This is a genomic window from Pseudomonas entomophila (genome assembly GCF_029478665.1).
In the GTDB taxonomy this organism is placed as follows: Bacteria; Pseudomonadota; Gammaproteobacteria; order Pseudomonadales; family Pseudomonadaceae; genus Aquipseudomonas; species Aquipseudomonas entomophila_F.
In genome coordinates this window covers 57092-82733 of sequence record NZ_JARPQB010000001.1, presented here as the reverse complement: position 1 = coordinate 82733, position 25642 = coordinate 57092, and the positions used below count along the sequence as shown (strand labels likewise).

At 63.8% G+C, this 25642-nt stretch carries 24 protein-coding genes; 8 read left to right on the top strand and 16 right to left on the bottom strand.

The window, feature by feature from the left end; translation table 11 throughout:
• Position 1 precedes the first annotated feature (1 nt).
• Complete coding sequence (locus P5705_RS00395) at positions 2-379, top strand: hypothetical protein (RefSeq protein ID WP_277458924.1); 378 nt, start codon at positions 2-4, stop codon at positions 377-379.
• Positions 380-443: 64 nt separating this feature from the next.
• Here P5705_RS00395 and P5705_RS00390 read toward each other — a convergent pair whose 3' ends face one another.
• Positions 444-653, bottom strand: coding sequence for a cold-shock protein (locus P5705_RS00390; RefSeq protein WP_011535295.1), 210 nt, complete (start codon positions 651-653; stop codon positions 444-446).
• Between the two features lie 228 nt (positions 654-881).
• Here P5705_RS00390 and plsB point away from each other — a divergent pair, with 228 nt between their 5' ends.
• From plsB to P5705_RS00375, 3 genes are all read left to right on the top strand, one after another.
• Positions 882-3371, top strand: coding sequence for a glycerol-3-phosphate 1-O-acyltransferase PlsB (plsB, locus tag P5705_RS00385; protein WP_277458917.1), 2490 nt, complete (start codon positions 882-884; stop codon positions 3369-3371).
• A 122-nt stretch (positions 3372-3493) separates the two neighbouring features.
• Positions 3494-3892 carry a YbaY family lipoprotein gene (locus tag P5705_RS00380; protein ID WP_277458915.1) on the top strand — a complete coding sequence of 133 codons (399 nt, stop codon included), beginning with the start codon at positions 3494-3496 and terminating at the stop codon, positions 3890-3892.
• 32 nt (positions 3893-3924) lie between these two features.
• A complete protein-coding gene (locus P5705_RS00375; protein ID WP_277458914.1) occupies positions 3925-4611 on the top strand; it encodes a DUF4197 domain-containing protein in 687 nt (228 codons plus the stop codon).
• Between the two features lie 45 nt (positions 4612-4656).
• On the opposite strand, the gene P5705_RS00370 is transcribed toward P5705_RS00375, so the two are convergent.
• Both P5705_RS00370 and P5705_RS00365 read right to left on the bottom strand, forming a co-directional pair.
• On the bottom strand, positions 4657-7722 hold the full coding sequence (locus tag P5705_RS00370) for an efflux RND transporter permease subunit (RefSeq protein WP_277458913.1): 3066 nt from the start codon (positions 7720-7722) through the stop codon (positions 4657-4659).
• Between the two features lie 6 nt (positions 7723-7728).
• Entirely contained in the window at positions 7729-8826 is a 1098-nt protein-coding gene (locus P5705_RS00365; RefSeq protein WP_277458911.1) for an efflux RND transporter periplasmic adaptor subunit, read from the bottom strand.
• Positions 8827-8996: 170 nt separating this feature from the next.
• Here P5705_RS00365 and P5705_RS00360 point away from each other — a divergent pair, with 170 nt between their 5' ends.
• Entirely contained in the window at positions 8997-9638 is a 642-nt protein-coding gene (locus tag P5705_RS00360) for a TetR/AcrR family transcriptional regulator (protein WP_277458909.1), read from the top strand.
• A gap of 855 nt (positions 9639-10493) precedes the next feature.
• On the opposite strand, the gene recJ is transcribed toward P5705_RS00360, so the two are convergent.
• Together recJ and P5705_RS00350 are read right to left on the bottom strand one after the other, a co-directional pair.
• Positions 10494-12203 carry a single-stranded-DNA-specific exonuclease RecJ gene (recJ, locus tag P5705_RS00355; protein WP_277458908.1) on the bottom strand — a complete coding sequence of 570 codons (1710 nt, stop codon included), beginning with the start codon at positions 12201-12203 and terminating at the stop codon, positions 10494-10496.
• Between the two features lie 30 nt (positions 12204-12233).
• Entirely contained in the window at positions 12234-12776 is a 543-nt protein-coding gene (locus P5705_RS00350) for a YaeQ family protein (protein ID WP_277458907.1), read from the bottom strand.
• A gap of 326 nt (positions 12777-13102) precedes the next feature.
• On the opposite strand from P5705_RS00350, the gene P5705_RS00345 reads away from it, so the two are divergent.
• Positions 13103-14302, top strand: a complete 1200-nt coding sequence (locus P5705_RS00345; RefSeq protein ID WP_277458906.1) for a CaiB/BaiF CoA transferase family protein — start codon at positions 13103-13105, stop codon at positions 14300-14302.
• Positions 14303-14314: 12 nt separating this feature from the next.
• Complete coding sequence (locus P5705_RS00340; protein ID WP_277458905.1) at positions 14315-15187, top strand: TIGR02285 family protein; 873 nt, start codon at positions 14315-14317, stop codon at positions 15185-15187.
• A gap of 135 nt (positions 15188-15322) precedes the next feature.
• Here P5705_RS00340 and P5705_RS00335 read toward each other — a convergent pair whose 3' ends face one another.
• The 6 genes from P5705_RS00335 to xerD form a co-directional block, all read right to left on the bottom strand.
• Positions 15323-15604: a DUF3509 domain-containing protein gene (locus P5705_RS00335; protein WP_277459193.1), complete on the bottom strand. Its 282-nt coding sequence runs from the start codon at positions 15602-15604 to the stop codon at positions 15323-15325.
• A 108-nt stretch (positions 15605-15712) separates the two neighbouring features.
• Positions 15713-16123: a histidine kinase gene (locus tag P5705_RS00330; RefSeq protein ID WP_277458903.1), complete on the bottom strand. Its 411-nt coding sequence runs from the start codon at positions 16121-16123 to the stop codon at positions 15713-15715.
• Positions 16124-16277: 154 nt separating this feature from the next.
• On the bottom strand, positions 16278-17687 hold the full coding sequence (thrC, locus tag P5705_RS00325) for a threonine synthase (protein ID WP_277458901.1): 1410 nt from the start codon (positions 17685-17687) through the stop codon (positions 16278-16280).
• Positions 17688-17738: 51 nt separating this feature from the next.
• Complete coding sequence (locus P5705_RS00320; protein ID WP_248917108.1) at positions 17739-19043, bottom strand: homoserine dehydrogenase; 1305 nt, start codon at positions 19041-19043, stop codon at positions 17739-17741.
• A gap of 82 nt (positions 19044-19125) precedes the next feature.
• Positions 19126-19887, bottom strand: a complete 762-nt coding sequence (locus P5705_RS00315) for a DsbC family protein (RefSeq protein WP_277458900.1) — start codon at positions 19885-19887, stop codon at positions 19126-19128.
• Between the two features lie 153 nt (positions 19888-20040).
• Complete coding sequence (xerD, locus tag P5705_RS00310) at positions 20041-20937, bottom strand: site-specific tyrosine recombinase XerD (protein ID WP_277458898.1); 897 nt, start codon at positions 20935-20937, stop codon at positions 20041-20043.
• A gap of 68 nt (positions 20938-21005) precedes the next feature.
• On the opposite strand from xerD, the gene P5705_RS00305 reads away from it, so the two are divergent.
• The gene (locus tag P5705_RS00305) at positions 21006-22811 is read left to right on the top strand and encodes a cation:proton antiporter (protein WP_277458897.1); all 1806 of its coding nucleotides are present in this window, start codon (positions 21006-21008) and stop codon (positions 22809-22811) included.
• Positions 22812-22901: 90 nt separating this feature from the next.
• Here P5705_RS00305 and P5705_RS00300 read toward each other — a convergent pair whose 3' ends face one another.
• The 5 genes from P5705_RS00300 to rpsP form a co-directional block, all read right to left on the bottom strand.
• On the bottom strand, positions 22902-23312 hold the full coding sequence (locus P5705_RS00300) for an acyl-CoA thioesterase (protein ID WP_277458896.1): 411 nt from the start codon (positions 23310-23312) through the stop codon (positions 22902-22904).
• A 153-nt stretch (positions 23313-23465) separates the two neighbouring features.
• Positions 23466-23816: a 50S ribosomal protein L19 gene (rplS, locus tag P5705_RS00295; protein WP_011535315.1), complete on the bottom strand. Its 351-nt coding sequence runs from the start codon at positions 23814-23816 to the stop codon at positions 23466-23468.
• A gap of 42 nt (positions 23817-23858) precedes the next feature.
• Complete coding sequence (gene trmD / locus P5705_RS00290) at positions 23859-24611, bottom strand: tRNA (guanosine(37)-N1)-methyltransferase TrmD (RefSeq protein ID WP_248917112.1); 753 nt, start codon at positions 24609-24611, stop codon at positions 23859-23861.
• A 3-nt stretch (positions 24612-24614) separates the two neighbouring features.
• Positions 24615-25151, bottom strand: a complete 537-nt coding sequence (gene rimM / locus P5705_RS00285) for a ribosome maturation factor RimM (protein ID WP_011535317.1) — start codon at positions 25149-25151, stop codon at positions 24615-24617.
• Positions 25152-25156: 5 nt separating this feature from the next.
• Entirely contained in the window at positions 25157-25408 is a 252-nt protein-coding gene (rpsP, locus tag P5705_RS00280) for a 30S ribosomal protein S16 (protein ID WP_011535318.1), read from the bottom strand.
• Between the last annotated feature and the right edge of the window lie 234 nt (positions 25409-25642).

Below are 25642 nucleotides of genomic sequence, written 5' to 3'. Positions count from 1 at the left end.
GATGCGCCAACCCGATATCGAGATCTACCTCAAGGACGCCGACGTCGATCACAAGCAGATCGCCGACTGGCTGACCCAAGCCCTGGGTCCGTGCAGCGAATGGAAGCAGAAAGGCCAGACCTTCAAGTGCACGGCCGGTAACATTCCGGTCACCTGGTTACCGAAGGCTGTGGGGAAATGGAACAGCCTGTACCTGGAAAGCGACCAGACCCCATGGGCCGACGACATCGCCTGCGCCCGCGCGGCCTATGCCGCACTGAACGTCGAAGTACGTTGCGCGCCCGGTAGCTGGGCAGAGGAAGATGGGGAAGAAGATGCCGATCGCTGGATCCGCATCAGCGCCGACGGTGAAGAGGAAATCACCTGGCGTACCAGCTGAACGCTGATCGCATCAGGCTGCAAGTTCCACGGTCAACTTGCAGCTTGAGCGTGCAGCCTAAGGCTCAGAGCCCTACCACGTCCTCGGCTTGCAAGCCTTTCTGGCCTTGCACCAGGGCGTACTCAACCTGCTGTCCCTCGACCAGGGTGCGATGCCCCTCACCACGGATAGCCCGATAGTGGACGAACACGTCCGCGCCACCTTCGCGCTGAATGAAGCCATAACCCTTGGCATCGTTGAACCACTTCACATTCCCAGTCTCACGAGACGACATCTGAACTACTCCGGTTTTTTATTTTGAAGATCGCCTTGCCGGCCTGGGGTCAGCACCCAGGGCCTTCGCAGCTTGCCCGAATATCCTGCAAGCGGCAGGCCGAGTATATGACACGAAACAAAAAAAATTCATGACGGCACTGATTTTTGCCGATTTTTGCTGAACTTACGCAGATACGGCAGACTATCGGCCTGGAAAACACCGAAACTCTCACCCAGGGCCCACCCCATGACCCGTTCCCCCCTGCGCCGCCTCATCTTCGGCGCCTTGCGTCGCGTTCTCTACCTGTGGGTGCGCTCCGAAACCATCAACCAGTCCTCGTTGACGCTCAAGCTCGACCGCAGCCGTCCGGTGTTCTACGCCCTTTCCTCGCCGTCGCTCACCGACCTGGCCGTGGTGGACCACGAGTGCACCAAGGCGGGGCTGCCGCGCCCGGTGCTGCCGGTGGCAGTCGGCCCGCTGCAGGAGCCCGCCGGGTTCTTCTACCTGACCCCCGATCCCGACTGGCTGGGCCGGCAGGACAAGCGCGGCGCCCCACCCACCCTCGAGCGCCTGGTTGCGACCATCAGCCAGCACGCCGAAGAAGATGCGCAGATCATCCCGGTCAGCGTGTTCTGGGGCCAGACCCCGGCCAGCGAGTCGAGCCCCTGGAAACTGCTGTTCGCCGACAGCTGGGCGGTCACCGGGCGCCTGCGCCGCCTGCTGAGCGTGCTGATCCTCGGGCGCAAGACACGTGTGCAGTTCTCCGCCCCCATTCATCTGCGCGAGCTGGTCGACCACAACAAGGGCCATGAACGCACCGTGCGCATGGCCCAGCGGGTGATGCGCGTGCATTTCCGCAACCTGAAGACCGCGGTGATCGGCCCGGACATCTCGCACCGACGCAACCTGGTCAAGGGCCTGGTGCACGACCCGCTGGTGCGCCAGGCCATCAGCGATGAAGCCGAGCGCGAGAAGATCCCTTACGCCAAGGCCGAAGCCAAGGCGCTGCACTACGGCAACGAGATCGCCTCGGACTACACCTACACAGCGATCCGCTTCCTCGAAGTGGTGCTCAGCTGGTTCTGGAACAAGATCTACGACGGCGTCAAGGTCAACCATATCGAGCAGGTGCAGGGCATCGCCCCGGGCCATGAAGTGATCTACGTGCCCTGCCACCGCAGCCACATCGACTACCTGCTGCTGTCCTACCTGCTGTTCCGCAACGGCCTGACGCCGCCGCACATCGCGGCCGGGATCAACCTCAACATGCCGGTGATCGGCGGGTTGCTGCGCCGGGGCGGCGCGTTCTTCATGCGCCGCACCTTCAAGGGCAATCCGCTGTACACGGCGGTATTCAACGAGTACCTGCATACCCTGTTCACCAAGGGCTTCCCGGTGGAGTACTTCGTCGAGGGCGGACGCTCGCGCACCGGGCGCATGCTGCAACCACGCACCGGCATGCTGGCGATCACCCTGCGCAGCTTCCTGCGCTCTTCGCGTACACCGATCGTCTTCGTCCCGGTGTACATCGGCTATGAGCGAGTGCTCGAAGGCCGTACCTACCTGGGTGAACTCCGCGGTGCAAGCAAGAAGAAAGAGTCGATCTTCGACATATTCAAGGTGATTGGCGCACTCAAGCAGCGCTTCGGCCAGGTCTACGTCAACTTTGGCGAGCCGATCCGCCTGGCAGGCTTCCTCGACGAGCAGCAACCCGGTTGGCGTGAGCAGGAACTCGGCCCGCAATTCCGCCCGACCTGGCTCAACGACACCACCACCCGCCTGGGCGAGACCGTCGCCCGCCACCTGAACGAAGCGGCGGCGATCAACCCGGTCAACCTGGTGGCCCTGGCCCTGCTGTCGACCAGCCGCCTGGCCCTGGACGAGCGCGCCCTGACCCGTGTGCTCGACCTGTACCTGGCCTTGCTGCGCCAAGTGCCCTATTCGCCGCACACCACACTGCCCGACGGTGATGGCCAGGCCCTGATCAAGCATGTACTGGGCATGGACCTGCTGGCCGAACAGAAGGACGCGATGGGTCGCATCCTCTACCTGGACGAAGCCAACGCGGTGCTGATGACCTATTACCGCAACAACGTCCTGCATATCTTCGCCCTGCCGGGGCTGCTGGCAAGCTTCTTCCTCAGCAGCTCGCGCATGAGCCGCGATCTGCTGGGCCAGTATGTGCGCGCGCTGTACCCCTACCTGCAGGCCGAACTGTTCCTGCGCTGGACGCCCGAACAGCTGGACGAGGTGATCGACCAGTGGCTGGCCGCATTGGTAGAGCAGGGCCTGCTGCGCCAGGAGAACGACATCTACATGCGCCCGGCTCCCAGCTCGCGGCAGTTCGTCCTGCTGACCCTGCTGGCCCGCACCATCACCCAGACCCTGCAGCGCTTCTACATGGCCACCTCGCTGCTGCTCAACAGCGGCCAGCACACGCTGAACGCCGAGGAACTGGAAGAGTTGTGCGTGATGATGGCCCAGCGCCTGTCGATCCTGCATGGCCTGAACGCGCCGGAGTTCTTCGACAAGACGCTGTTCCGCCACTTCATCCAGACCCTGGTGCGCGAGGGTGTGCTGCAACCCGATGGCGATGGCAAGCTCGGTTACCACGACAAGCTCGCTGAGCTCGCAGAGGGCGTGGCCAAGCGCGTGTTGTCGGCAGAGTTGCGCCTGTCCATCCGGCAGGTGGCGCTGCACCGCGAGGAAACGCCGGAGCCTGCGCCCGTGGAATAAAGGCCATTGGGGCTGCTCTGCAGCCCTTCGCGGGTTAGCCGGCGTAGCCCACACCTAGACCTGAAATCCGCTAAAGTCCTAGAGGCTGGCCACAAGCCAGCCCCAGAATCAACGGAGATTCCATGAAAAAGCTCCTCACACTCTGCGGCTCTGTTCTGCTCGCAGCCTGCTCCAACCACGCCCCTTCCAACCAGGCCAGCCTGGACGGCGAAGTCTTCTACTTGCAGCGCATCGCCCTGCCGCCGGCCGCCACCCTGAGCGTCGCCCTGCAGGATGTATCGCTGATGGACGCCCCGGCAGTGACCCTGGCCCGCCAGGCCGGCCCGGTCAAAGGCAACGTGCCGCTGCCCTTTCACCTGAAGTACGACCCCGCCCAGGTCAAGCCCGGCCACCGTTATGCGCTCAGCGCGCGTATCGAGCTGGATGGCAAGCTGCTGTTCATCAACACCGAACACCATGGTGTGCGGCTTGACGGCAGCGACACACAACCGGTACGCATCAAGGTCGACCCGGTCCGCTGAACCCGCTCCATTCTGTCTATAAGGAAAGCCCCATGATTCGCACTTCCCTGCGCTTCACCACCCTGTGCGCCGGCCTGTTGCTGTCGGTCAACGCCCTCGCCCTGTCACTCGGCGACCTGTCCCAGAGCGACGCCTCCGGCGGCCTGAAGGACGCGCTCACCCAAGGCGCGCAGATCGCCGTGAAGCAGTTGAGTTCGCCAGGCGGCTTCAGCAACAACCCCGACGTGCGCATCGAGCTGCCGGGCAATCTCGGCAAGGCTGCCAAAGCGATGAAGATGTTCGGCAAGGGTGACCAGGTCGAAGCCCTGGAGACCAGCATGAACAAAGCCGCCGAAGCCGCCGTGCCGCAAGCCCAGGCAATCCTGGTAGACGCCGTGAAGAAGATGACCGTGACCGATGCCAAGGGCATCCTCAGCGGCGGTCAGGACTCGGCCACCCAGTACCTGAACAAGAGCAGCCGCGAGCAGATTCGCGCCAAGTTCCTGCCGATCGTCAAGCAGGCCACCGACAAGGTCGGCCTGGCCCAGCAGTACAACAGCTTTGCCGGGCAAGCCAAGGGCCTGGGGCTGATCAAGGATGACGCCAACATCGAGAACTACGTGACCGAGAAGGCCCTGGACGGCCTGTTCGAGATGATCGCCAAGCAGGAAGAAAGCATTCGCCAGAACCCGGCCCAGGCGGCGACCAGCCTGGCCAAGAAAGTGTTCGGCGCGCTCTGAGCCTGAACGCTCCCACAGGATGGCGGCTCGCCGGCGAACCGATCCTCACCCCTTCTTCACCCTGAACCACGCCGCATACAACGCCGGCAGGAACAGCAGCGTCAACACCGTGGCCACGATCAACCCGCCCATGATCGCCACCGCCATCGGCCCGTAGAACACACTGCGCGACAACGGAATCATCGCCAGCACCGCCGCCAGCGCGGTCAGCACGATAGGGCGGAAACGCCGCACCGTGGCCTCGATGATCGCCTGCCAGCGGTCCAGCCCCGCCGCGATATCCTGTTCGATCTGGTCGACCAGGATCACCGAGTTGCGCATGATCATCCCCGCCAGGGCGATGGTTCCGAGCATGGCGACGAAACCGAACGGTTGACGGAACACCAGCAGGAACAGGGTGACACCGATCAACCCCAGGGGCGCGGTGAGGAAGACCATGAACATCCGCGAGAAACTGCGCAGCTGGATCATCAGCAAACTCAGCACCACCACGATGAACAGCGGCATGCCGGCATTCACCGAGCGCTGGCCGCGTTCGGAGTCCTCCACGGTACCACCGACTTCCAGCAGGTAACCGTCAGGCAGCTCGTCCTTGACTTGCTGCAAGGTCGGCAGGATCTGCTTCACCAGGGTGGCCGGCTGCTCCTTGTCGTAGATGTCGGCGCGCACGGTGACGGTCGGCAGGCGGTTGCGATGCCAGATGATGCCTTCCTCGAAGCCGTACTCCAGCGTGGCCACCTGCGAAAGCGCCACGCTCTGGCCTTTGTCGGTGGGCAGGGCCAGGCTTCCGAGGTTGCCCAGCTCGCGACGCTCCTGCGGGGTGCCGCGCAGCAGAATCTCGATCAGCTCGTTGTCTTCGCGATACTGGCTGACGTTGCTGCCCGTCAGCGAGCTTTGCAGGAAACTCGACAACTGCGCGGTGCTCACCCCCAGGGCGCGGGCGCGATCCTGGTCGATGTCCAGGTAGACCGCCTTGCTCGGTTCCTCCCAATCCAGGTGCACGTTGACCACGTGCGGGTTCTCGCGCACCTTGGCCGCCACTTCACGAGCCAACGCCCGGACCTTCTCGATATGCTCGCCGGTCACACGGAACTGCACCGGGTATCCCACGGGCGGGCCGTTCTCCAGGCGTGTGACGCGCGAGCGCAGGTCGGGGAACTGCTCGTCCAGTGTTGTGATCAGCCAGGCACGCAGGCGCTCACGGTCTTCCAACGACTTGGCCAGCACCACGAACTGGGCGAAGCTCGCTGCGGGCAACTGCTGGTCCAGAGGCAGATAGAAACGTGGCGAGCCGGTACCGACATAGGCGACATAGTTGTCGATACCGTCCTGTTGCTTAAGCAGCGCCTCCAGTTGCTTGACGCGTTCGGCGGTGTTGTTGAGCGAGGCGCCTTCGGCCAGCTTCAGGTCGACCATCAGCTCCGGACGCCCGGAAGCCGGGAAGAACTGCTGGGGCACGAAACGGAACAGCAGGATGCTGCCGACGAAGGCCGCGACGGTCAGCAGGATCACCGTCTTGCGCCGCCGCACGCACCACTCCACCACGCGCCGTACACGCTGGTAGAAGGGCGTGGCATAGGGGTCCGGCGCATGCCCATCGCTGCCGTGGCGCGCCGCGTGCAGCTTGGCCAGGTCGGGCAGCAGGCGTTCGCCCAGATACGGGACGAAGACCACCGCCGCCACCCATGAAGTCAGCAGAGCGATGGTCACCACCTGGAAGATCGACCGGGTGTATTCGCCGGTGCTCGAGGCCGCCGTGGCGATCGGCAGGAAGCCGGCCGCGGTGATCAAGGTGCCGGTCAGCATCGGGAACGCCGTGCTCGACCAGGCGTAGCTGGCCGCCTTGAGCCGGTCGTAGCCCTGCTCCATCTTGATCGCCATCATCTCCACCGCGATGATCGCGTCGTCCACCAGCAAACCCAGCGCCAGCACCAGCGCCCCCAGCGAGATCTTGTGCAGGCCGATGCCGAAGTAATGCATGCTGGCGAAAGTCATCGCCAGCACCAGCGGAATCGCCAAGGCGACCACCAGGCCGGTGCGCAGGCCCAGGGAGAAGAAACTCACCAGCAGGACGATGGCCAAGGCCTCGACCAGCACCTGGACGAACTCACCGACACCGGCCTTGACCGCCGCGGGCTGGTCGGAAACCTTGCGCAACTCCATGCCCGCAGGCAAGCCCTGGGCCAGGCGGGCAAATTCGCCTTCAAGGGCTTTACCCAGCACCAGGATGTCGCCGCCCTCTTTCATCGAGACCGCCAACCCAATGGCGTCCTCGCCCATGAAGCGCATGCGAGGCGCGGGTGGGTCGTTGAAGCCGCGCTGCACCTCAGCGACATCGCCGATGCGGAAGGTTCGATCACCGACACGGATGGGGAATTGGCGGATCTGCTCGACGCTGTCGAAACGCCCGCTGACACGCAGTTGCAAACGCTCGCTCGAAGTTTCGAAGAAGCCTGCGGTACTGACCGCATTCTGTTCACGCAACGCCTGCTGCACCGCCGCGAGCGGAACGCCCAGGGTGGCGAGCTTGACGTTGGACAGCTCGATCCAGATTTTCTCGTCCTGCAGGCCGATCAACTCGACCTTGCCCACGTCCTTGACGCGCTGCAGCTGGATCTGGATACGGTCGGCGTAATCCTTGAGCACGGCATAGTCGAAGCCGGAGCCGGTCAGGGCGTAGATGTTGCCGAAGGTGGTGCCGAATTCGTCATTGAAGAACGGCCCCTGGACCTCCGGCGGTAGTGTATGGCGGATATCCGCGACCTTCTTGCGGATCTGGTACCAGAGCTCGGGGATGTCCTTGGAATGCAGCGAATCGCGAGCCATGAAGGTGACCTGGGACTCGCCGGGGCGGGAGAACGAGACGATCTTCTCGTACTCGCCGGTCTCCATCAGCTTCTTCTCAATGCGTTCGGTGACCTGGCGCGAGACCTCCTCGGCGGTCGCGCCCGGCCACAAGGTGCGGATGACCATGGCCTTGAAGGTGAACGGCGGATCTTCGCTCTGCCCAAGCTTGGTGTAGGACATGGCCCCGATCGCGGCCAGCAGGATCATCAGGAACAGCACGATCTGGCGGTTGCGCAGCGCCCAGGCGGAAAGGTTGAAACCCATCGGGACTTACTCCTTGGTCGCCAGGTTCACTTCACGGTTGCTGCGGTCCACCGGGCGCACTTGCTGCCCCTCCCGCAACACATGGCCACCCGCGGCCACCACCCAGTCGCTGGCTTGCAGGCCTTCGAGCACCGGCACACTGTCGGCCCCATAGGCACCAAGGCGGACCGCCGCACGCTCCAGGCGATTATCCTTGCCGACCCGCCACACATAGGCCTGCCCGGCCTCAGCAGTGACCGCCGACAGCGGTACGGCAAGCGGCGCCTGCTCGGCGTGGGCGATGAACACGCGTGCACTTTGACCCAGTTCGGCGGGGTTGCTGGTGGAGGTGAAGGCGATGCGTGCGGCGAAGGTGCGCGAGCGCGGATCGGCCGCTGGCGACAGTTCACGGATACGCCCTTCGAAACGCTGGTTGGGGTGCGACCACAGTTCCACGCTCACCACCTGCCCGACGCCAAATCGGGCGAATTGCTGCTCTGGCAAGCCGATCGCCACTTCGCGCTCACCATCGGCGGCCAGGGTGAACACGGTCTGACCTGCGGCGACCACCTGCCCTACTTCGACCTGACGCTTGGCGATAACGCCGGCCTGAGGCGCACGCAACACCGCGTAATCAGCCTGGTTGCCAGCGACCTCGAATTCGGCCTTGGCTTGTTTCAAGCGGGCAAGCCCCGCGCGATACAGGTTTTCGGCGTTGTCGAACTGCGAGCGGCTGACCATCTGCCGCTCCAGCAGTTTCTGGTAACGGTCGCGCTCGGCACGCACCAGCGCCAGATTGGCTTCGGCGGCGGCCAGTTGGGCGCGGTTGGCTTCCAGCTGAAGACGCACGTCCTGTGGATCAAGCTCGGCCAGGGCCTGTTCGGCCTTGACCCGCTGCCCCTCTTCCACCAGGCGCTTGTTCACCTTGCCGCCGATGCGGAAGGCCAGCTCGGGCTCGAAACGCGCCCGCACTTCGCCAGGGTAGCTGTCGGCAGACGCGCTAGCGGGTTGAGGCTGCACCACCAGCGCCGGACGCGGGGCCGAGGGCGGCGCGGCCTGCTGGCCACAGGCGGTGAGCAGCACGAGGGCTGCGGGCAGGGCAAGGGACAACGCACGACGCAACATGATGGAGGACCTTTGGCAGAGGGCGCATCGAATATTTATACTGGCGGGTATATTAAGTCAGGGAATCGGGTCGGGGAAGCAGGCTGCCAACAGAAAAAGTGGAATAGCGCGGCGACGCGCGTTGCAGCCGGATGGCTCTCGACCCGGTAAGATGGTCGGTTTCAGAACAGATGCGGATCCCCATGTCCAACGACGCACCCATCGGCCCAGGCCGGCCCAAGGACCTGGCCAAGCGCGAGGCCATCCTCGAAGCCGCCAAGTCGCTGTTTCTCAGCCTTGGCTATGCCAACACCAGCATGGATGCGGTCGCTGCGGCGGCAGGTGTTTCAAAACTCACGGTCTACAGCCACTTCACCGACAAGCAGACCTTGTTCGGCGCGGCGGTCATGGCGACCTGCCAGACCCAACTGCCCGACTTGATCTTCGAGTACCCCGACGGGGTGGCGCTGGAGGACGTGCTGTTGAATATCGCGCGGGGGTTCCAGGCGCTGATCAGTTCGGATGAGTCGGTCAAGCTCAGCCGGTTGATTTTTGCCTTGGGGAGCCAGGACCCGGGGTTCGGGCGGTACTTCTACGAGGCGGGGCCAAAGCGGGTGCTGGCCGGGATGGAGGCGCTGCTGAGTTGTGTCGACCAGCGGGGGCTGCTGCGCATCGACAACCCGTTGCGAGCGGCGGAGCATTTCTTCTGCCTGGTCAAGGGGGCGCCGGATTATCGGTTGTTGCTGGGGTGTGCGCCGGCGTTGACGGGGGATGAGGTGGAGGTGCATGTGCGGGAGGTGGTGGGGTTGTTCATGCGGGCTTATGGGGGGTAGGCGCTCAGCGCTCAGCGTGATGGTCTTCAGTTTTTTGAGCATATCCATTGGCGATGGTGACGCTGATTCACCTTTCCGCCCTTACGGCGGCCTACTTTTTTCTTGGAAAAAGTAGGCAAAACCGCCTGCTCCATCATCCGGCCCCTGCGCTTCGCTCCGGGGTTCCCTCGCTCCGTTCTTGCTCCCGTGGGTACCGCGCTGAACGCCCCATCCTGGGGCGCAGCGCTCGACGGCCATCCATGGCCGTCGCCCCACTACGCAAGAACTCCGCTCGGCCTCCTGAAGTCGCAATGGGCGGCGCCTGAACTATCGCGCACCAAGATCAAAAGCCGCGCTCGCAAAGAGCAAAGAGCAAAGAGCGGAAAGTTTGATAGCGATGTAGTGCAGTGATGGTTATGGTGTTTGTACCAATGGTTCGCCGGCAAAGCCGGCTCCTACAATGGTGCGGCGTACACCGTCCGGTAGGAGCCGGCCTTGCCGGCGAATGCGTACTGAAGGCCATGAATAATCAACGAGCGACAGCTGCGCCAGCCCAGGCGCCGCCCGTAACTTCGCGACTTCAGGAGGCTGAGCGCAGGCGTCTGGAGGGCCAGGTGCGCAGCACCCTTCGGCGTAGCCGAAGGCGCGAGATGTAGACTTGCGCAGCAAGTCGTAGGCCGCGCGGGCCCGGAAGGCGCCGGAGCGAAGGGACCCCGAAGCGTAGCGTAGGGGCCGTATGATGGAGCGAGCGGCTTTGCCTACTTTGGCCAAGACCAAAGTAGGCCGCCGTAAGGGCGGAAAGGTGAATCAGCGTCTGCATAGCAAACGGATATGCCCACACAACTCAGAACCAACCAACTAACCAACTAAAAAAAATCACCGCGCTTCCATATGCGCAATCATCAACTGCACACTCTCATTCCCCCGAAACTCATTCACATCCAGCTTGTAGGCCAACTCCACCCACCGCACTGCAGGATTCGGCCAAACCTCCCGGTCCACCCCAAAGGCAATCCCATCCAGCGTCACCGCCCCACATTCGCTCTTGAGCACAACCTTGAGATGCCGCTCCCCCACGACCCGCTGCGAGACCAACTGAAACACCCCATGGAACAACGGTTCAGGAAAGTGCTGCCCCCAAGGCCCGGCATTGCGCAAGGCCCGCGCCAACTCCAGGTGAAACTCCTCGACCGCCAGCGAACCATCCGACAGCAGCCGCCCCGTCAGGTCCTCTTCACGCAACTGCCGCCGGACCTCCGCATCGAAGGCCTCGGCAAACGCCGGGAAGTTGTCGGCAGGCAGCGACAACCCAGCCGCCATGGCATGCCCGCCAAACTTGCTGATCAACGACGGGTATCGCGCCGCCACCGCATCCAGCGCATCACGAATGTGGAACCCGGCCACCGACCGCGCCGAGCCCTTGAGCATCCCCTCCCCCGCATCGGCAAAGGCGATGGTCGGGCGGTGGTAACGCTCCTTCAGGCGCGACGCCAGAATCCCGATCACCCCTTGGTGCCAGTCAGCATCGAACAGGCAAAGCCCATAGGGCATGGACTCCACCGGCAAATCCTTGAGCTGGGCCAGCGCCTCACGCTGCATGCCCTGCTCGATGGACTTGCGATCCTGGTTCAGGCCATCCAGCTCCTGGGCCATGTCCAACGCCAGCGCGGCGTCATCGCATAGCAGGCACTCGATACCCAGGCTCATGTCGTCCAACCGGCCGGCGGCGTTGAGCCGGGGGCCAAGAATGAAGCCCAGGTCGGTGGAGGTGATACGCCGATGGTCACGCCGGGCCACTTCAAGAATGGCCTTGAGCCCCGGCCGCGCACGGCCGGCGCGGATACGCTCGAGCCCCTGGTGCACCAGGATGCGGTTGTTGGCATCCAGCGGCACCACGTCGGCGACACTGCCCAGCGCAACCAGATCGAGCAGTTCGCCGATATTCGGCTGCGCCTGCGTTTCGTAGCGCCCGAGGCTGCGCAGGCGTGCGCGCAGGGCCATCAGCACATAGAAGATCACCCCGACGCCTGCCAGCGACTTGCTCGGGAACTCGCAACCGGGCTGGTTCGGATTGACGATGGCATCGGCATCCGGCAATTGCTCGCCAGGCAAGTGGTGGTCGGTGACCAGCACCTTCAACCCCGCAGCCTTGGCGGCGGCCACACCGTCAACACTGGAAATGCCGTTGTCCACAGTGATCAATAGCTGCGGCTGACGCTCCAGCGCGACCTGGACGATCTCGGGCGTCAGGCCGTAGCCATACTCGAAACGGTTGGGCACCAGGTAGTCGACATGGGCGGCGCCCAGCAGACGCAGGCCAAGCACCCCCACCGTGCTGGCGGTGGCGCCGTCGGCATCGAAGTCACCGACGATGAGAATCCGCTGGCGCAGGTCAAGGGCCTCGACCAGCAGGTCCACCGCCGCCTCGATGCCCTTGAGCCGCTGGAACGGCAACAACCGCGCCAGGCTCTTGTCCAGCTCGGCCTCGGACTCCACGCCACGGGCGGCGTACAGGCGGGTCAGCAACGGCGGCAGGTTACCCAGGAACGGCAGGGTCGACGGCAGGGGACGGGGTTCGATACGCATGGGGCCTTCGGCAATCAGATAAAGGGCAGGTCAACCACGCTCGCCGAGCAGCCATTCGAGCTGCACTTCGTGCTGGCCACGGTCGTCGGTGACGAACACCGTGCCTTCACTGATCATCACATCCCACTTGATGGTCCGCGGCATGTCGGCGGCCAGGGTTTCCAGTACCTCCTGCGGTACTGCGGCGATATTCAGGTTCTTCAGGCCCTTGACCGCATCCACCACCTTGTTCTGCCACACCCGCAGGCTGCCGTAGGCCAGCAGGCTGGTGCGCTCGGTACGGCGCGAGCACCAGGTCAGGCGCTCGGCGTCGGGCTGGCCGACCTCGATCCAGTGCAGGATGCGATCATCCAGGCTCTTTTCCCACAATGCCGCTTCGTCGACGTCCGACAGGCCACGGCCGAACGCCAGCTGCTCGTTGTACCACAGGGCGTAGGCCAGCAAGCGCACGGCCATGCGCTCCTCGGTCTCCGAGGGATGGCGGGCGATGGTCTGGCGAACGCTCTCGTACACGCCGCGGTCGAGGTCGGTCAGATTCAGTTCGAACTTGTAGGTGGTGGACGGCTGGGCCATGGGCGATGGGCTTCTTGCGGGGAGAAAAGTCGCACAGTCTAACTGATCCCGGGCGGCAGCGGGGCGAGTGACGCTCCTGGCCCGGCTTTGCCGGGCATCGCCAGCAAGGCTGGCTCCTGCAAATGTGCGCAGGCGCATGGCACCTGCAGGAGCCAGCTTTGCTGGCGAATGGGCCGGCACAGGCAACACAGAGCCATCGCCCAAGCCTTCCCCTTGCGGCCATCAAACACCGATGGCACAGACGCATTTCTTGTACCCCGCGACAGTACCTGCCGCAGCCGAGCTGTGATACAACCTGCCCTCACGCCCATTCGTCAGGATGCCCCATGCCCACGCCCAGCAAACCCCTCGCCGGCCTGAAAGTCATCGAGCTCGGCACCCTGATCGCCGGCCCCTTCGCTTCGCGCATCTGTGCCGAGTTCGGCGCCGAAGTGATCAAGGTGGAGTCGCCGGACGGCGGCGACCCGCTGCGCAAGTGGCGCAAGCTCTACGAGGGCACGTCGCTGTGGTGGTTCGTGCAGGCGCGCAACAAACAGTCGCTCACCCTCAACCTCAAGCACCCCGAAGGCCTCGAGGTGCTCAAACGCCTGCTGGCCGAGGCTGACATCCTGATCGAGAACTTCCGCCCCGGCGTGCTGGAGAAACTCGGCCTGGGCTGGGAGACCCTGCATGCGCTCAACCCGCGCCTGGTGATGGTGCGCCTGTCGGGCTTCGGCCAGACCGGCCCGATGAAAGACCAGCCAGGCTTCGGCGCAGTGGGCGAATCCATGGGCGGGCTGCGCTACATCACCGGTTTCGAGGACCGCCCGCCGGTGCGTACCGGGATCTCCATCGGTGATTCGATCGCCGCCCTGTGGGGCGTGATCGGCGCACTGATGGCCCTGCGTCATCGCGAAGTCAATGGTGGCCAGGGCCAGGTGGTGGACGTGGCTTTATACGAAGCGATCTTCGCCATGATGGAAAGCATGGTCCCGGAGTTCGACGTGTTCGGTTTCATCCGCGAACGCACCGGCAACATCATGCCGGGCATCACCCCCTCCTCCATCCACACCACCCTGGACGGCCGCCACGTGCAGATCGGCGCCAACGGTGACGCGATCTTCAAGCGCTTCATGCAGGCCATCGGCCGCGATGACCTGGCCTGCGACGCCACGCTGGCCACCAACGATGGCCGCGATGCGCGCCGGGACGAGCTGTACGGGGTGATCGACCGTTGGGCCAACAGCCTGCCGCTGGCCGAGGTAATGCAGACGCTCAACGCGGCCGAGGTACCGGCCAGCCGCATCTATTCGGCCGAGGACATGTTCAGCGATCCGCAGTACCTGGCCCGCGAAATGTTCCTCCAGGCCCGGCTGCCGGATGGCAAGCCCTTCAAGATGCCCGGCATCGTGCCCAAACTCTCCGAAACGCCCGGCTCCGCCGAGTGGGTCGGCCCGACCCTCGGCGAACACACCGCCACGGTACTCAGCAGCCTGGGCTACGACGCGGCGGCCATCGCCCGCCTGCGTGAAGCCGGCGCGGTCTGACCTGCCAGTTGCATGCGCCTCGGTCGCCTGTCCACGCTGTGCTGCCTGATACTGTTCCTGCTTGCAGGACCCTCAGTCCAGGCCAAGGAGCGCCTGCTCTGGCTGGTGCGCGACCTGCCGCCATTCACTATCTTCGAAGGGGCCGCCAAGGGCCAAGGCGTGATCGATCAGTTACTGCCAATGCTGATTGCACAGATGCCCGAGTACGACCACAGCATTGTCCGGGTCAACCGCGCCCGGGGCCTGCAGATGCTCCAGGAACCCAGTTTCACCTGCGACCCGACCCTGCTCTGGACTCCGGAGCGTGAGAAGTACGTACATTTCTCCCTGGCCTCGCTGGGTGTGCTGAGCAGCGGGCTGGTGGTACGCAAGCAGGACGAGGCGCTGCTTGCCCCCTTCCTGGACGAGCAACAGGTCGACCTCAAACGCTTGCTGAACCAGACCCAGCTCAAGCTGGGCATCGTCGCCGAGCGCAGCTACAGCACCCAGGTGGACGAGATCCTCCGCCAATTGCCTGACAGCGCCTTCAGCCGCCACTACGGCAACGACGCCACCGCCAGCCTGCTGCAGATGCAGCAACTGGGGCGCCTGCAACTGGTACTCGGCTATTGGCCCGAAATGCGCTACCTGATCCAGCAGCAGGGTGGCTCGCTGGACGACTACCGCTTTCACCCGATCCAGGGCGTGAACCGCTACCAGTTCCTCCATGTGGGCTGCTCGGACACCCCCCTGGGGCGTGAGGCCATCGCCCATGTCGACCAGTTGCTGCCCGAATTGCGCCGCGACACGCTGCCGGGCCTCTACGCACGCTGGCTGGACCCTGAGCTGCAGACGGACTACCTCGAGCAGGCCCGGCACTTTTTCGACGATCAGGCACCGCGCTAGCCAGGCAAAAAGAAACCCCGGCCGCTGGGGAGGACGACCGGGGTCAAGCGAAAGTCCTCAGGGACTTGCGGCGGTAGCCTGGCAATACCGGAGCAAAGCACCACCAGACCACCCTTGATCATTCTGACGGGACACTCAGGCAAAGGTTCCCTGGCGTTCCTGACGATGTTGCAAGGCAGCGACCACACAAGGCTGCAGGCGGCCCTCGGCGATCTGCAGGTCGCGGTGCAGGCCATCGACCAGATCGACCAGCAGCTGTTGTTCGACCAACTCCCGCGCGCACACCTGGCGCCGCAACGTCTCGGCACCCTGTTCGTCATAGAGGGTCAGTTGGCGATTACCGCTGGCGTCGAGGGCGCCAAGCGAGGCGTGGTAAGGGGTCAGAGCGTCGTTGAGCAGCCTGCAGATTCTTTCCATCCGGATCACTCGCTGGGTGGTGGACATGGAGGAACTGACCTTCGGACCTGTTGGAAAGTTCTCCACTCCAGGCCCTTCCCGACGAGCATGCGCGGTGAATATGACAGTTCAGCCAGCCCGCCCCACCCCATCGTCGGGAGAGCCTTTCAGGCGTTTGAGCGCAGCGTCCAGCACGCTGGTCGACAGAGGCCAAGGCAGCTCAGCAATAACCTTCAGCCCCCTCTTGCGAGCCTCCCTGGCCAGATCCGGGCCCTGTTCGTCGGCTTGCCCGACGAACAGCAAGGCACGCGGCTCCGACACCCGCTCAAGATGATCGATCAACGCCTGCCCGGTGCGCCTGGGCATGCCATGGTCAAGTACCAGCACATCCAAGGGACTTGCCTGAGCCAGGCTGGCCTTGAGGGACGACAGTTGATCGTGCAGGCGCACGTTGAACACGCCAAGGGCATTGAATGCCTGGTGCAGGAGGATCTGATGGGAGGGACGGACCTGATGAATGAGGACATGAAGCCTGCGCATGCGCTTCTCCTGTTCGTGGCTGCCAGCTCGGATGGGCGCTCACTCTAGGTAGGCTCCAGGCGCTTAGATATAGGAAAAAGCCGAATGGCGCGCAGGATTGGTCCGCAAAGAAAAAACCGCCCATTGGGCGGTTTCTTCGCAGGCCGAAAGACGCTTACAGCGGCTTGCCGCGATTGCCGTGCTGGCTGACGAAGGCCTGTACGGTCTTCAGGTCATTGGCCAGCACCGTGCAGCGCTCTTCACGGCTGAACAGGTCGCTGAGGTGCGCGGGCAGCTCGAGGGCCTTGCCAACGCCGGCCTTCTCCACCGCTTCGGGGAACTTGACCGGGTGCGCAGTACCCAGCACCACCATCGGTGTGTCGAGGCTGCGACGGCACTCGCGGGCAGCCTTGACGCCGATCGCGGTGTGCGGGTCGAGCACTTCGCCAGTGCTCTTGAACACGTCGGCGATGGTTTCGCAGGTCTGCTCGTCGGTGACGGCCAGCGAGTCGAACAGCTTGCGGGCTTCGGTCCAGCGATCGGCCTCGACGCTGAAGCCGCCACCTTGCTTGAAGGTGTCCATCAACGCGGCCACGGCGGCGCCGTTGCGGCCGTGCAGGTCGAACAGCAAACGCTCGAAGTTCGACGAAACCATGATGTCCATCGATGGCGACAGTGTCGGGTGCAGGGCGTCCTTGACGTACTGGTTGCCGCTCATGAAGCGGTGCAGGATGTCGTTGCGGTTGGTCGCCACCACCAGCTGGCTGATCGGCAGGCCCATGTTGCGTGCCAGGTAACCGGCGAAGATGTCGCCGAAGTTGCCGGTCGGCACCGAGAACGCCACCGAACGGGCCGGGCCACCCAGCTGCAGGGCTGCATGGAAGTAGTAGACAATCTGGGCCATGATCCGCGCCCAGTTGATCGAGTTGACCGCCACCAGGCGAGTGCCTTTGAGGAACGACTGGTCGGCGAAGCTGGCCTTGACCATCTCCTGGCAGTCGTCGAAGTTGCCCTCGATGGCGATGTTGTGGATGTTGTCGCCCAGGATGGTGGTCATCTGCCGGCGCTGCACTTCCGACACGCGCTGGTGCGGGTGCAGGATGAAGATGTCGACGTTGTCGCAACGGCGGCAACCTTCGATGGCGGCGGAGCCGGTATCACCGCTGGTGGCGCCGACGATCACCACGCGCTCGCCGCGCTTGACCAGCACGTGGTCGAGCAGGCGGCCGAGCAGTTGCAGGGCGAAATCCTTGAACGCCAGGGTCGGGCCGTGGAACAGCTCCATGACCCACTCGTTGCCATTGAGCTGGCGCAGCGGCGCCACGGCGGCATGGGCAAAGTTGCCGTAGGTTTCTTCGAGAATCTTCTTGAAGTCGGCGTCGGCGATGCAGCCGTCGACGAACGGGCGCATCACCCGGAAGGCCAGCTCGTGGTACGGCAGGCCGGCCCAGGAGGCGATCTCTTCCTGGGTGAAGCGTGGCAGGTTCTCGGGAACGTACAGGCCGCCATCACTGGCCAGGCCAGCCAGCAGGACGTCTTCGAAGTTCAGGGCCGGAGCCTGGCCGCGGGTACTGATATAGCGCATATGCAAACCTTCGGTGCTGGGTGCAGGCCGCCGTGACGGCCCGCCACTGAATTAATTGAGCTGTTCGACGCGGATGCGCACGACCTTGCCGACCACGTCCTGAAGCGCTTCCAGGGCGACGATGGCGTCGTCGATGCGTTGCTCGACCACACGATGCGTGAGCAGGATCATTGGGACCAGGCCATCCTGCTCTTCCGCTTCCTTCTGCATGATCGACTCGATGTTGATACCGCGCTCCGAGAGGATGCTGGCGACCTGGGCGAGCACGCCCGGATGGTCCTTGGCCTGGATGCGCAGGTAGTAGGCGCTTTCGCAGGCATCGATCGGCAGGATCGGGTGGGCCGACAAGGCATCGGGCTGGAAGGCCAGGTGCGGCACGCGGTTTTCCGGGTCGGAGGTCATGGCGCGGACCACATCGACCAGGTCGGCGACCACCGACGAGGCGGTCGGCTCCATGCCGGCACCCGCGCCGTAGTAGAGCGTGGAACCTGCGGCATCGCCGTTGACCATCACCGCGTTCATCACGCCATTGACGTTGGCGATCAGGCGATCGTTGGGGATCAGCGTCGGGTGCACGCGCAGTTCGATGCCGGCGCTGGTGCGACGGGCCACGCCCAGGTGCTTGATGCGATAGCCCAGGGCTTCGGCATAATTGACGTCGGCGGTGGTCAGCTGGGTGATGCCTTCGGTGTAGGCCTTGTCGAACTGCAGCGGGATACCAAAGGCGATGGACGCCAGGATAGTCAGCTTGTGCGCGGCGTCGATGCCCTCGACGTCGAAGGTCGGGTCGGCTTCGGCGTAACCCAGCGCCTGGGCTTCGGCCAGCACGTCGGGGAACGCACGGCCCTTGTCGCGCATCTCGGTGAGGATGAAGTTGCCGGTGCCGTTGATGATCCCGGCCAGCCAGTTGATGCGGTTGGCCGACAGGCCTTCGCGGATCGCCTTGATCACCGGGATGCCACCGGCCACGGCGGCTTCGAAGGCGACAATGACGCCCTTCTCGCGGGCCTTGGCGAAGATCTCGTTGCCATGCACGGCGATCAGCGCCTTGTTGGCGGTGACCACGTGCTTGCCGTTCTCGATGGCCTTGAGCACCAGGTCGCGGGCAATGGTGTAGCCACCGATCAGCTCGATGACGATATCGATCTCGGGGTTGCTCGCCACTTCGAATACGTCAGCGGTAATGGGGGTACCGGTAATCTGGCAATTCGGGTTCTGCGAGCGCATGGCAATCTGTGCCACTTCAATACCGCGCCCGGCACGGCGGGCGATCTCCTCGGCGTTGCGCTGAAGTACATTGAAGGTACCGCCACCGACGGTCCCCAACCCACAGATGCCTACTTTGACCGGTTTCACTGTGAACTCCCCATTGAACGGCCGGCACCTGCGCCGACCGTGAAACATGCCGTCACCCCATGACGACGGCGTACTGAATGATTTACTTGGTTGCTTGCTGCTGGCCGGCCAGGGCCAGCTTGGCCACCTGCGGCGCCGGTTGGTAGCCCGGGATCACCTGGCCGCTCTCGAGCACGATGGCCGGCGTGCCGTTGACACCGATCGACTGGCCCAGGGCGAATTGCTTGCCCACCGGGTTGGCGCACTTGGCGGCCTTGATCTCTTTGCCGTCGACCATCTTGTCCAGCGCCGCGCGGCGGTCGCTCGAACACCAGACCGCCTGCAGTTGCTCGTCACCCGGCGAACCCAGGCCCTGGCGCGGGAAGGCGACGTAGCGCACTTCGATACCGCGACGGTTGAGCTCGGGCACTTCGGCGTGCAGCTTGTGGCAGTACGGGCAGGTGGTGTCGGTGAACACGGTGATGTGCGACTTGGTCTCGCCCTTGGCCGGGTAGACGATCATCTCGCCGGCCGGAATGCCGTTGATGAGCTTGGCGATACCTTGGCGCTCGGTCTTCTCGGTGAGGTTGACCGGCTTGCCGTCCTGGATCTGGAACAGGTAGCCCTGCATCACGAACTGGCCGTCGGCGCTGGCGTACAGCACGCGGCCGCCCTGCAGCTTGACTTCGTACAGGCCACTGAGCGGGCTGCTGGCGACGCTCTCGACCGGCACTTCCAGTTCGAGGTTCTGCAACGACTTGCGGATCGCCTGCTCGGCACCGGCAGCCGTCTCGGTGGCCGCGGCGGCGGCAAAGGTGCTGGCCAGCGCCAGGGCGGCGGCGGCGAAAATCTGGGTCACGCGCATGGGAACTCCTGAAGGCGGACGGGGCCGGAGGGGCATCGCTCGCGTCTTGAACGCGGCGAACGGTCGGCCCTTGCAACAAACCGTCCAAGCCTACCACAACAGACCGGCGCAGTAGGGGTACTCAGGCACCGGTCGGCGGAACATGAATATCATTCATCCACGCGGGTGGTGCTGGGCGTGCAACTGCTGCAGCCGCGCCTTGGCCACGTGGGTGTAGATCTGCGTGGTGGAGAGGTCGCTGTGCCCCAGCAGCATCTGCACCACGCGCAGGTCGGCGCCGTGGTTGAGCAGGTGGGTGGCGAACGCATGGCGCAGGGTGTGCGGCGACAGCGGCTTGTCGATACCCGCCAGCCGCGCGTGGTGCTTGATCCGGTGCCAGAAGGTCTGCCGGGTCATCTGCTCGCCGCGCAGGCTGGGGAACAGCACATCGCTGGGCCGGCCGTTGAGCAGGTCGGCTCGGCCATCACGCAGGTAGCGTTCGAGCCACAGCACGGCCTCCTCGCCCATCGGCACCAGGCGCTCCTTGCTGCCCTTGCCCATCACCCGCAACACGCCCTGGCGCAGGTTGACCTGGTCCAGTGTCAGGCTGACCAGTTCGGTCACCCGCAACCCGCAGGCGTAGAGCACTTCGAGCATGGCCCGGTCGCGCTGGCCGATGGCCTCGCCCAGGTCGGGGGCCTTGAGCAACGCTTCGACATCGGCTTCCGACAAGGATTTGGGCAACGGACGACCGAGTTGCGGCATGTCGACCTGCAACGTCGGGTCGACGGCAATCATCCGCTCACGCAGCAAATAGCGGTAGAAACCACGCAAGCCGGAGAGGAACCGCGCCGTCGACCGGGGCTTGTAGGCCTGGTCGAAACGCCAGGCCAGGTGGTCGAGGATCAACTCGCGACCGGCGTCGGGCAGCGCCACGCCGTGCTCCTGGAGCCAGCCATTGAACAGCGCCAGGTCGCTTCGATAAGAGGTGCGGGTATTGTCGGACAGGCCCTTCTCCAGCCAGAGGGCATCGAGGAACTGGTCGATCAGGGGGTGGTCTAGGGCTGGCATGCAGACTCGGTGGCAAACGGCGAAATGGCGCTTAGTCTTTCACAACAAGGCATGCAGAGGGAGCCCGCATGAACGAACAACAGATTCTTTTGAGTGTCGGCGGCATTGGCGCGGCCGCGCTGCTCTGCCAATGGCTGGCCTGGCGCCTCAAGCTGCCGGCGATTCTGTTCCTGCTGCTGTGCGGCATTCTCGCCGGGCCCGTGCTGGGTTGGCTGCAGCCCCAGGCGTTGTTCGGCCCACTGTTGATGCCGCTGGTGTCGCTGGCCGTGGCGCTGATCCTGTTCGAAGGCAGTCTCACCCTGCACCTGTCGCAATGGCGCGAGATCGGCAGTGTGGTTCACCGCCTGGTCACGGTCGGTGCGCTGAGCACCTGGCTGGTGATCGCCCTGGCCACTCACTGGCTGCTCGGTTTCGACTGGCCCCTGGCGATCCTGTTCGGCACCCTGACCCTGGTCACCGGCCCCACGGTGATCGTGCCCATGCTGCGCGTGGTGCGGCCCAAGGCGGCGATCGCCAATATCCTGCGCTGGGAAGGCATCGTCATCGACCCGATCGGCGCGCTGCTGGCGGTGGTGGTCTACAGCTTCATCATCGCCAGCGCCGCCGGTGACGGCGTGAGCCAGAGTCTGGTGACCTTCGCCGGGGTGATTGTCTGCGGCAGCGCCCTGGGCGTTGCCGGTGGATGGCTGCTTGGGCAGGTCATGCGTGAGCAGTGGCTGCCGGAATACCTGCACAACCTGGCTTCGCTGGCGGCGGTGCTGGGCATCTTCATCGCTGCCAACCAGATCGTCCATGAATCGGGGTTGCTGGCGGTCACGGTGATGGGCATGTGGCTGGCCAACATGCCTGGCGTGGATGTGCGGCAGATCCTGCACTTCAAGGAGAATCTCAGCGTGCTGCTGATCTCCGGGCTGTTCATTCTCCTGGCCGCGCGCCTCGACTTGCATGCATTGCTGGGCCTGGGCCCGGCGGTGTTGGCGCTGCTGCTGGTGATCCAGTTGCTGGCGCGGCCGCTGAACGTGTGGCTGTCGACCCTGGGCTCGCCATTGAACTGGCGGGAGCGCGCGCTACTGGCATGGATTGCCCCACGGGGCATCGTCGCTGCGGCGGTATCGGCCATCTTCGCCATCCGCCTGGATGAGGCCGGCCACGAGGACGCGCTGCTGCTGGTGCCGCTGACCTTCGCCGTGATCATCGGCACCGTGGTGCTGCAGAGCGCCACGGCCAGGCCACTGGCGCGCCTGCTCAAGGTGGCCGAGCCAGCACCGAGCGGGTTCCTCGTCGTGGGTGCCAACCCACCCGCGCGGGCCATCGCCAAGGCCCTGCAACAACTCGGTTGCCGGGTGCTGCTGACCGACTCGAGCTGGGAGAACATCCGTGCCGCGCGCATGGAGAACCTGCCCACCTATTTCGGCAACCCGGCCTCCCAGCATGCGGACGCCCACCTTGACCTGGTCGGCCTGGGCCACCTGCTGGGGTTGTCGCCGGCAGGGGAGCTCAATGCGTTGGCCTGCGCGCGCTTTCGCCATGATTTCGGCCATGGCCGGCTGTTCGTGCTGGCTAGCGGGCTTGAGAAACAACGTAGCGACAAGCACCGGGCCAGCGAGGAGCACCGTGGGCAACTGCTTGGGTCGAGCCCGTTGACCTATGCACAGCTGGCAAAGCTGCTGCACCAGGGCGCCGAGTTGTACAGCACCACCTTGACCGAGGCATTTACCTGGGCGGACTACCAGCAACTGCACGGTGAGCGCGCGACATTGCTGTTCGCCCGCGACAGCAACGGTTGGGTGCATGTGGCCAGCCCGGAAAGCCTGCTTCAGCCGCAACCAGGCTGGACCTTGGTGGCGTTGATCGAGCCCGTATCCAACCTGTAGGAGCCAGCCTTGCTGGCGAACGCTCGCACCACGATAGAACGGTGGCGCCTGCGTTCGCCAGCAAGGCGGGCTCCTACAACAGCGGGAACGTCAGGAGGCTGGCAGCACGGGCACCGGGCGTTTGTCCTCGTCGATGGCGACGAAGCTGAATACGCCATGAATGGCGCGCTCGCGGCCATCGAGGTACATGTTCTCGACGAACACATCCACCTGCACCTGCAGGCTGGTGTTGCCGACCTTGACCACGCTGCCCACCAGCTCGACGATCGAACCCGCCGGAATCGGGTGCTTGAAGTCGATGCGGTCGGTGGACACGGTCACCAGCGGCAGGCGGCAGAAACGGGTGGCGGCGATGAACGACACTTCGTCCATCCACGCCAGGGCGGTGCCGCCGAACAGGGTGTTGTGGTGGTTGGTGGTGTTGGGGAACACCGCCTTGGTCACGCGGGTTACCGACAGTTCGGTGCGGCGCTGGATTTCCTGGTCTCGGGGCGTAGTCATGAAGTGCTTACATCGCTAGGGCTTTTGAAAGGTGTCGCGGCCTTCGCCGGCAAGCCGGCGAAGAGGCCGATGTGTGACCGCAAAACGCAAAAAAGCAGCCCGAAGGCTGCTTTTTTTCTCGCAAGATGGCCTGGGCCACCGGTCAAACTGTACTCAGGACAGTTTTTCCTTGATGCGAGCGGCTTTGCCGGACAGGTCGCGCAGGTAGTACAGCTTGGCTTTACGCACGTCACCACGACGTTTCACGGCCAGGCTGTCGATCTGCGGGCTGTAGGTCTGGAAGGTACGCTCTACGCCAACGCCGCTGGAGATCTTGCGCACGGTGAAGGCGCTGTTCAGACCGCGGTTACGCTTGGCGATGACGACGCCTTCGAACGCCTGCAGACGCGAGCGGTCGCCTTCCTTCACTTTAACCTGGACGACAACGGTGTCGCCGGGTGCAAAGGTCGGGATCTCTTTGCTCATCTGCTCGGCTTCGAGCTGCTGGATGATCTTGTTGGTCATGCTGTGCTCCTAAGATGGATAACTTGATCCACCATCGATACGTTAACTATCGTCCCGCTCGCGGAGGTATTCCTCGAGCAGCTTCTTCTCTTCTCCAGAAAGCGAGCGACTTTCCAGAAGATCGGCGCGTCGTTCGAAGGTCCTACCAAGGGACTGCTTCATCCGCCAACGCCGGATATGTGCATGGTTGCCACTTAGCAACACGTCGGGAACACGCTGATCCGCATACACCTCAGGTCGGGTGTAGTGCGGGCAATCCAGCAGACCGTCGGTGAAAGAGTCTTCCTCCGCCGAGTCCACATGCCCTAAAGCTCCGGGCAGCAGCCGTGTAACCGCATCGATCAGTACCATGGCCGGCAGCTCGCCACCGGAAAGCACATAGTCGCCAATCGACCACTCCTCATCGACATGAGCCTCGATAAAGCGCTCGTCGATGCCTTCATAACGACCGGCGATCAGGATCAACGACTCCTGTTCGGCCAGGCCTTTGACCGCCTGCTGGGTCAGCTTGCGGCCTTGTGGCGAGAGGTAGATCACCTTCGCCGATGCTCCGGTCGCCTGCCTGGCACTGGCCAGGGCGTCTTCCAGAGGCTTGATCTTCATCACCATGCCCGGACCACCGCCAAACGGCCGATCGTCCACCGTGTGGTGACGATCTGTGGTGTAGTCCCGCGGGTTCCAGCAGGTCACTTGCAGCAACCCCTGTTTCACCGCGCGGCTGGTAATGCCGTACTCCGTGATGGCCGAGAACATCTCGGGGAACAACGTGACGACTTCTACGCGAAGGGTATCCATCGTTTAGAAATCCGCGTCCCATTCAACGCGCATCACACCGGCTTCCAGGTCGACTGCCAGCACGCATTGCCCGGTATAGGGCAACAGACGCTCGCGATCATCCAGGCTGCCTGCGCAAGGCTTGACCACCAGTACATCGTTCGCGCCGGTCTCCAACAGGTGATCGATCTTGCCGAACAGGTGTTCGTCCTGATTGATGACCTTCAGGCCTACCAACTGGTACCAGTAGTACTCGTCGGTTGCCAGGTTGGGCAAAAGGCTTCGCGAAATGCAGATTTCATGACCACTCAGAAGACGGGCTTCATCACGATCATCGAGGCCTTTGAGCTTCACGACCAGGCCCTTCTGGGAGCCACGACCGCTGACCAGCTCGACCTGTTTTACCTTGCCTTCGTGCCGAAGCGTCCAGCGTGGATAATCCAACAGGTTTTCAATCGGATCGGTAAAGGAATACACCTTCACCTCGCCGCGAACGCCGTGAACCGAAAAAATCTTGCCAACGACGATGAGGTCGTCAGCCTTTTCTGGCGTCGCGTTCATACTGCTCAGGCTGCAGCCTTGGCAGCTTCCTTCAGCAGCTGAGCAACGCGCTCAGACGGCTGTGCGCCCTGGCTCAGCCAGTAGGTGACGCGCTCTTGGTTGACCGACAGCTTGACTTCGGCGCCCGATGCGATCGGGTTGAAGAAGCCAACGCGCTCAACGAAACGGCCGTCACGGGCGTTACGCGAGTTGGTCACGGTCAGGTGGTAGAATGGGCGCTTTTTCGAGCCGCCACGGGCCAGACGAATGGTTACCATGTGAACATCGTTCCTATAGTCGGTGCTGCAAAACTGAATGCCCAATGGGCACACGGGTGCCCAAAAGGCCGCATATTCTCGGGGAATACACGGACATTTGCAAATGCCTTTTTCGGCGAGCACATGCCCGACCGCTCAGTTCTGCCGGTTTAGCCGCTGTGTTGCGGCCGTTATCCCGCCGAAGCGGGGTCTGGAGGGCTGCCGCGCTTCTTATATAAAGCAGGGCAGCCCTCC

What these genes read in the sequence shown, in the direction of transcription:
- P5705_RS00335 (WP_277459193.1), bottom strand. Translation starts at nt 15,604, where the DNA reads ATGGAAAGAATCTGCAGGCTGCTCAACGACGCTCTGACCCCTTACCAC.
- P5705_RS00375 (WP_277458914.1), top strand. Translation starts at nt 3,925, where the DNA reads ATGATTCGCACTTCCCTGCGCTTCACCACCCTGTGCGCCGGCCTGTTG.
- recJ (WP_277458908.1), bottom strand. Translation starts at nt 12,203, where the DNA reads ATGCGTATCGAACCCCGTCCCCTGCCGTCGACCCTGCCGTTCCTGGGT.
- P5705_RS00380 (WP_277458915.1), top strand. Translation starts at nt 3,494, where the DNA reads ATGAAAAAGCTCCTCACACTCTGCGGCTCTGTTCTGCTCGCAGCCTGC.
- P5705_RS00360 (WP_277458909.1), top strand. Translation starts at nt 8,997, where the DNA reads ATGCGGATCCCCATGTCCAACGACGCACCCATCGGCCCAGGCCGGCCC.
- xerD (WP_277458898.1), bottom strand. Translation starts at nt 20,937, where the DNA reads ATGCCAGCCCTAGACCACCCCCTGATCGACCAGTTCCTCGATGCCCTC.
- trmD (WP_248917112.1), bottom strand. Translation starts at nt 24,611, where the DNA reads ATGGATACCCTTCGCGTAGAAGTCGTCACGTTGTTCCCCGAGATGTTC.
- rplS (WP_011535315.1), bottom strand. Translation starts at nt 23,816, where the DNA reads ATGACCAACAAGATCATCCAGCAGCTCGAAGCCGAGCAGATGAGCAAA.
- P5705_RS00370 (WP_277458913.1), bottom strand. Translation starts at nt 7,722, where the DNA reads ATGGGTTTCAACCTTTCCGCCTGGGCGCTGCGCAACCGCCAGATCGTG.
- rpsP (WP_011535318.1), bottom strand. Translation starts at nt 25,408, where the DNA reads ATGGTAACCATTCGTCTGGCCCGTGGCGGCTCGAAAAAGCGCCCATTC.
- P5705_RS00305 (WP_277458897.1), top strand. Translation starts at nt 21,006, where the DNA reads ATGAACGAACAACAGATTCTTTTGAGTGTCGGCGGCATTGGCGCGGCC.
- P5705_RS00395 (WP_277458924.1), top strand. Translation starts at nt 2, where the DNA reads ATGCGCCAACCCGATATCGAGATCTACCTCAAGGACGCCGACGTCGAT.
- thrC (WP_277458901.1), bottom strand. Translation starts at nt 17,687, where the DNA reads ATGCGCTATATCAGTACCCGCGGCCAGGCTCCGGCCCTGAACTTCGAA.
- P5705_RS00330 (WP_277458903.1), bottom strand. Translation starts at nt 16,123, where the DNA reads ATGCGCAGGCTTCATGTCCTCATTCATCAGGTCCGTCCCTCCCATCAG.
- P5705_RS00340 (WP_277458905.1), top strand. Translation starts at nt 14,315, where the DNA reads ATGCGCCTCGGTCGCCTGTCCACGCTGTGCTGCCTGATACTGTTCCTG.
- plsB (WP_277458917.1), top strand. Translation starts at nt 882, where the DNA reads ATGACCCGTTCCCCCCTGCGCCGCCTCATCTTCGGCGCCTTGCGTCGC.
- P5705_RS00390 (WP_011535295.1), bottom strand. Translation starts at nt 653, where the DNA reads ATGTCGTCTCGTGAGACTGGGAATGTGAAGTGGTTCAACGATGCCAAG.
- P5705_RS00365 (WP_277458911.1), bottom strand. Translation starts at nt 8,826, where the DNA reads ATGTTGCGTCGTGCGTTGTCCCTTGCCCTGCCCGCAGCCCTCGTGCTG.
- P5705_RS00345 (WP_277458906.1), top strand. Translation starts at nt 13,103, where the DNA reads ATGCCCACGCCCAGCAAACCCCTCGCCGGCCTGAAAGTCATCGAGCTC.
- P5705_RS00300 (WP_277458896.1), bottom strand. Translation starts at nt 23,312, where the DNA reads ATGACTACGCCCCGAGACCAGGAAATCCAGCGCCGCACCGAACTGTCG.
- P5705_RS00350 (WP_277458907.1), bottom strand. Translation starts at nt 12,776, where the DNA reads ATGGCCCAGCCGTCCACCACCTACAAGTTCGAACTGAATCTGACCGAC.
- P5705_RS00315 (WP_277458900.1), bottom strand. Translation starts at nt 19,887, where the DNA reads ATGCGCGTGACCCAGATTTTCGCCGCCGCCGCCCTGGCGCTGGCCAGC.
- rimM (WP_011535317.1), bottom strand. Translation starts at nt 25,151, where the DNA reads ATGAACGCGACGCCAGAAAAGGCTGACGACCTCATCGTCGTTGGCAAG.